Origin of the sequence: uncultured Bacteroides sp. (genome assembly GCF_947632445.1) — a bacterium.
Classification (GTDB): Bacteria; Bacteroidota; Bacteroidia; order Bacteroidales; family Bacteroidaceae; genus Bacteroides.
Genome location: NZ_CANRPM010000114.1, coordinates 1 through 4,714 on the forward strand (window position 1 = coordinate 1; position 4,714 = coordinate 4,714).

6 protein-coding genes are annotated in these 4,714 nt (G+C 46.4%); all 6 read right to left on the minus strand.

All coding sequences use genetic code 11. From position 1 onward, the window contains the following. Positions 1–277: 277 nt before the first annotated feature. Positions 278–1,591, minus strand: coding sequence for a ribosome biogenesis GTPase Der (gene der / locus Q0Z70_RS13035; RefSeq protein WP_298075166.1), 1,314 nt, complete (start codon positions 1,589–1,591; stop codon positions 278–280). A gap of 54 nt (positions 1,592–1,645) precedes the next feature. Beyond that, on the minus strand, positions 1,646–2,527 hold the full coding sequence (era, locus tag Q0Z70_RS13040; RefSeq protein WP_298075168.1) for a GTPase Era: 882 nt from the start codon (positions 2,525–2,527) through the stop codon (positions 1,646–1,648). Positions 2,528–2,610: 83 nt separating this feature from the next. Further along, positions 2,611–3,612 (minus strand): beta-ketoacyl-ACP synthase III, encoded by a 1,002-nt coding sequence (locus tag Q0Z70_RS13045; RefSeq protein WP_298075170.1) that lies wholly within the window; start codon positions 3,610–3,612, stop codon positions 2,611–2,613. Positions 3,613–3,728: 116 nt separating this feature from the next. After that, positions 3,729–3,914 carry a 50S ribosomal protein L32 gene (gene rpmF, locus Q0Z70_RS13050; RefSeq protein ID WP_004288267.1) on the minus strand — a complete coding sequence of 62 codons (186 nt, stop codon included), beginning with the start codon at positions 3,912–3,914 and terminating at the stop codon, positions 3,729–3,731. Between the two features lie 12 nt (positions 3,915–3,926). Then, the gene (locus Q0Z70_RS13055; protein ID WP_298075172.1) at positions 3,927–4,499 is read right to left on the minus strand and encodes a DUF177 domain-containing protein; all 573 of its coding nucleotides are present in this window, start codon (positions 4,497–4,499) and stop codon (positions 3,927–3,929) included. Further along, positions 4,472–4,714 (minus strand): hypothetical protein (locus Q0Z70_RS13060; protein ID WP_298075174.1); only part of this gene is annotated, 243 nt, incomplete at its 5' end. The genes Q0Z70_RS13055 and Q0Z70_RS13060, both read right to left, overlap by 28 nt.

Sequence of the window (4,714 nt, forward strand, 5' to 3'; positions counted from 1 at the left end):
CTATGGGTTTTGTTCCGTTATTTCGCAGATAACTGAATGAAGGCATAAACCATTCATACACAAGCGTTTAATCGGGGAATATCTATAAAGAAGCTATAAAAAGTGACCAAAATAGGGGTAAAATGAAGAGAAAAACGACCCCAAAAGGAGCGTCGGCAAGAGATGAAAAGAATTTACAATTCCGCTCTCATGGGATGGGACGGAAGAACACAAAAAAAGAGAATGCACCGCATAAGGCACATTCTCTTTTCCATCAGTTTCAGACAGGGTCTCCGACTTACTTCTGGCGAATATAAATATTGATGGGCGTACCCGTCAGGTTCCACTTCTCGCGCATCTTGTTTTCCAGAAAGCGGCGATAGGGTTCCTTCACATACTGGGGCAGGTTGGCGAAATAAACAAATGACGGAGCCTGCGTATTAGGCAGCTGGGTGATGTACTTGATTTTAATATACTTCCCTTTGTTCGAAGGAGGCGGATAGGCCTTGATAAGCGGAAGCATCTCCTCGTTCAGCCGCGCGGTGGGAATGCGGGTTGTACGGTTGCGATACACGTTGCGTGCTTCTTCCAGTACCTTCAGAATACGCTGCTTGGTGAGTGCCGAAGCGAAGATAATGGGGAAATCGACAAACGGAGCAAAACGGTTCCGAATGGCTTCCTCGAAAGTCTTCATCACTTTGACGGTCTTATCCTCCACCAAGTCCCACTTGTTTACCACAACGACCAGCCCTTTGGCATTCTTCTGAATCAATGAAAAGATGTTCAGATCCTGACTTTCAATACCTCGGGTAGCATCAAGCATCAGAATGCAGACATCCGAATTTTCGATGGAACGGATAGAACGGATTACGGAGTAATATTCCAAATCTTCATTCACCTTGTTTTTCTTACGAATGCCGGCCGTATCCACTAAGTAGAAATCGAACCCGAACTTGTTGTAACGGGTATAAATGGAATCGCGTGTCGTTCCGGCAATCTCCGTCACGATATTGCGTTCCTCTCCGATAAAAGCATTTACAATGGACGATTTACCGACATTGGGACGACCCACAACGGCAAAACGGGGGATATTCTCGTCCGGGATCTCCGCCGATTCTTTCTTGAACTTACTCACAATCAAATCCATCATGTCGCCGGTACCGCTTCCGGTTATCGCCGAAATGCAATAGGGATCGCCTAAGCCAAGACTGTAGAACTCAGGAGCGTTGTATTGCAATTCGTTGTTATCGGTCTTGTTGGCGATCAGCAACACAGGCTTCTTGGTACGACGGAGAATAGACGCCACCTCCATGTCCAGGTCGGTCACTCCGTTCATTACGTCCACCACAAACAGGATAACATCCGCCTCGTCCACAGCCATCAATACCTGCTTGCGGATCTCTTCTTCAAAGATGTCGTCCGAGTTCACCACCCAGCCGCCTGTATCTACCACCGAAAACTCACGTCCCAACCATTCGGTCTTGCCATACTGACGGTCGCGCGTAGTCCCCGCTTCTTCGTTCACAATCGCCTGCCGGGTCTTCGTCAAACGATTAAACAGCGTAGACTTTCCCACATTGGGGCGTCCTACTATTGCAACTAAATTTCCCATAGTTCTTTATCTTTCATTCGTTTTGCGACTCTCACAGCCGCCTGTTGTTCTTCTTTAATCAAGCTGATACCCAAAATTGCGCAGCTCCTTGTCTGAATTGCGCCAATCCTTATCCACTTTCACCAAGGTCTCCAAGAAAATGGTCTTCCCAAAGAACTTCTCCAGATCGCGCCTTGCTTCCGAAGCGACCTTCTTCAATGCCCGTCCCTGCCTGCCGATAATGATGCCTTTCTGCGAATCACGCTCCACGTAGATGACCGCATGAATATAAATCTTTCCGGCATCTTCCTTGAACTGATCCACCCCGACCTCTACAGAATAGGGAATTTCCTTATCATAGTAAAGCAAAATCTTCTCACGGATGATTTCATTGACAAAGAAACGGGCAGGCCTGTCCGTCCACTGGTCTTTATCAAAATAAGGAGGCGATTCGGGCAAAAGCTCCTTGACACGTTTCATTACATAGTCCACATTGAACTTAGCGACTGCCGAAATAGGAATAATCTCCGCCGAAAGCAACAACTCTTTCCAGGCATCCACCAGTTCCACCAGCTTTTCCTGATTGGTAAGGTCGATCTTATTGATAAGCAGCAGAACCGGTACATCCAGTTTGCCGACTTTCTCCACGAAATCGTTGTGCTTGTCCGGCGTTTCAACCACATCCGTAACATAAAGCAAGATGTCCGCATCGGCCAAAGCCGACGTAGAAAAGTTCAGCATCGACTCCTGCAACTTATACGAAGGTTTCAGTACACCGGGCGTATCCGAGAACACGATCTGCATCTCGTCCGTATTGCAGATGCCCATAATGCGATGACGGGTGGTCTGCGCCTTAAAGGTAGCAATAGAAATCCGTTCGCCTACCAGCGCATTCATCAACGTCGACTTCCCGACATTCGGATTTCCGACAATATTCACAAAACCGGCCTTATGCATAACCAATCATTTTAAAACCGTGAAAAAAAACGCATCGAATTCATTCAAATAGGATGCGTTTCTTATCATATACCAACATAGTCTCACTTCTTGCCGTCGTATCCCCATTTCACGTAAACGGCACCCCACGTAAAGCCGGCGCCGAACGCCGTGAAAATCAGATTATCCCCTTTCTTCAGTTTGTCTTCAAAATCCCAGACACACAACGGAAGTGTTCCGGCACTCGTATTGCCATAACGCTGGATGTTGATCATCACCTTCTCATGAGGGACTTCCAGACGACTGGCAACCGCATCAATGATACGCAGATTAGCCTGATGGGGAATTACCCAATCAATGTTGTCCTTATTCAATCCATTCCTTGCGGCAATCTCGGCACTGACATCCGACATGCTCGATACGGCATACTTGAATACGGTACGGCCTTCCTGATAGATATAGTGCATATGGTTGTCTATCGTAAAATAGGAAGGAGGACATACGGAACCGCCTGCTTTCATGTGAAGGAAAGGAAGTCCCTTGCCATCTGTACGCAAGATAGAATCCATAATGCCATAGTCTTCCGTCGTAGGTTCTATCATGAACGCAGCCGCACCGTCACCAAAAATCGGACAGGTGGCACGGTCTGTATAGTTCACCATCGACGACATCTTGTCGGCACCGACAATGATCACTTTCCTGTATCTGCCGGAACGTATAAAGTTGGCCGCAGTTTCCATTGCATACAGAAAACCACTACAGGCTGCCTGCAAATCAAAAGCGAAAGCATTCTTCAAGCGCAACTTGTCACACAAGATAGAAGCCGTCGAAGGGAAATGATAGTCAGGAGTCGTAGTAGCAACAATCACCAAATCAATGTCATCGGGATTGGCTCCCGTGCGCTGCATCAACTGCTTGGCGGCCTTACGAGCCATATACGAACTACCCAATCCTTCTTCATTGAGGATGCGTCTCTCCTTCACACCGATTCGGGTCATAATCCATTCATCATTGGTGTCCACCATGTGGGATATCTCGTCATTCGTCAAGACATAATCAGGGACATAACCGCCGACTCCTGTAATTACTGCATTTATCTTTTCCATCAAATTTCCAATACTTAGTAAATACTCACAAAAGGCAATCTAAAAAGTTTTGTCTTTTCTCCAAAAGCAAAGCTTTTCAGACACCTGTTCAAGCAGAGACCTGCTGTGCGCCGACATTAAACGGCGGCTTCTTTCTCTACAGCAAGTTTACCTCTGTAATAGCCACATGCACCACACACCGTGTGATATACGTGCCATTCACCACAATTCGGACAAATAGCCAATGTAGGAGCTACTGCCTTATCATGAGTTCTTCTCTTTGCAGTTCTTGTCTTCGACTGTCTTCTCTTAGGATGTGCCATTTTCTTAAATCTTTAATTGTTATCTGATAATTTTTTCAATTCATTCCAACGGGGGTCAATCGGTGCCTGTCTATCACCGCCAACCGACATATCATCTGCATCCGAAAACATTGCATCATCGTCGCCCGCAGTTGTCCGCAGATGCTTACTCAGTTTCCCACTCATTTCCTTATTACACTTCCCTGGAGCATGCACATGCTTCATGGGAATAGCCAATGCAACAAATTCATACATAAACCATGCAACGTTTATTGCACCTTCCACTTCGGGAACGACAATCAGGTTATCATCCTCCTCGGCATATTCCGCACCAAACTTGACCATCAGCTCATCTGCCGACGAAATCGGAAGTTCCATATCATCCAGGCATCTGTCACACGGAGCCACAACCTCCCCTTCTGTCCGAAAGTTCAACACATAGGCACAAGAAGTCCGCTTCACAACCAACGTCACACGCACCTTGCCTCTCTGAACTTCAGATCCTTCTATGTCGGCAAAGAACTCGTCGTCAAGCAGGAAGTCATACTGACAGCTATCAGTACGCATACCCTTCAAGTCTATTCTATACTCTTCAAACTTCCCCACGTCTGTTCCTTTCGAAACTGCCAATCACCGGCAGATATAATTCGGGCGACAAAGATACAAAAAAATATCCGCATTGCACAGGTCTGAACAAAAAAAAGGCCCTTTTTATTAGTTTTTATCATTAAAGCCCTGTCAAACAAATGCAGAGAGGGATAAGAAAAAATTTCCGGCACCGTAAGAAAGCACTGCATGAAGATGCGAGGAAACACTGTATG

Excerpts from the sequence above, each read along its gene's own strand:
- rpmF (WP_004288267.1), bottom strand. The coding sequence starts at position 3,914 with ATGGCACATCCTAAGAGAAGACAGTCGAAGACAAGAACTGCAAAGAGA.
- era (WP_298075168.1), bottom strand. The coding sequence starts at position 2,527 with ATGCATAAGGCCGGTTTTGTGAATATTGTCGGAAATCCGAATGTCGGG.
- der (WP_298075166.1), bottom strand. The coding sequence starts at position 1,591 with ATGGGAAATTTAGTTGCAATAGTAGGACGCCCCAATGTGGGAAAGTCT.
- Q0Z70_RS13045 (WP_298075170.1), bottom strand. The coding sequence starts at position 3,612 with ATGGAAAAGATAAATGCAGTAATTACAGGAGTCGGCGGTTATGTCCCT.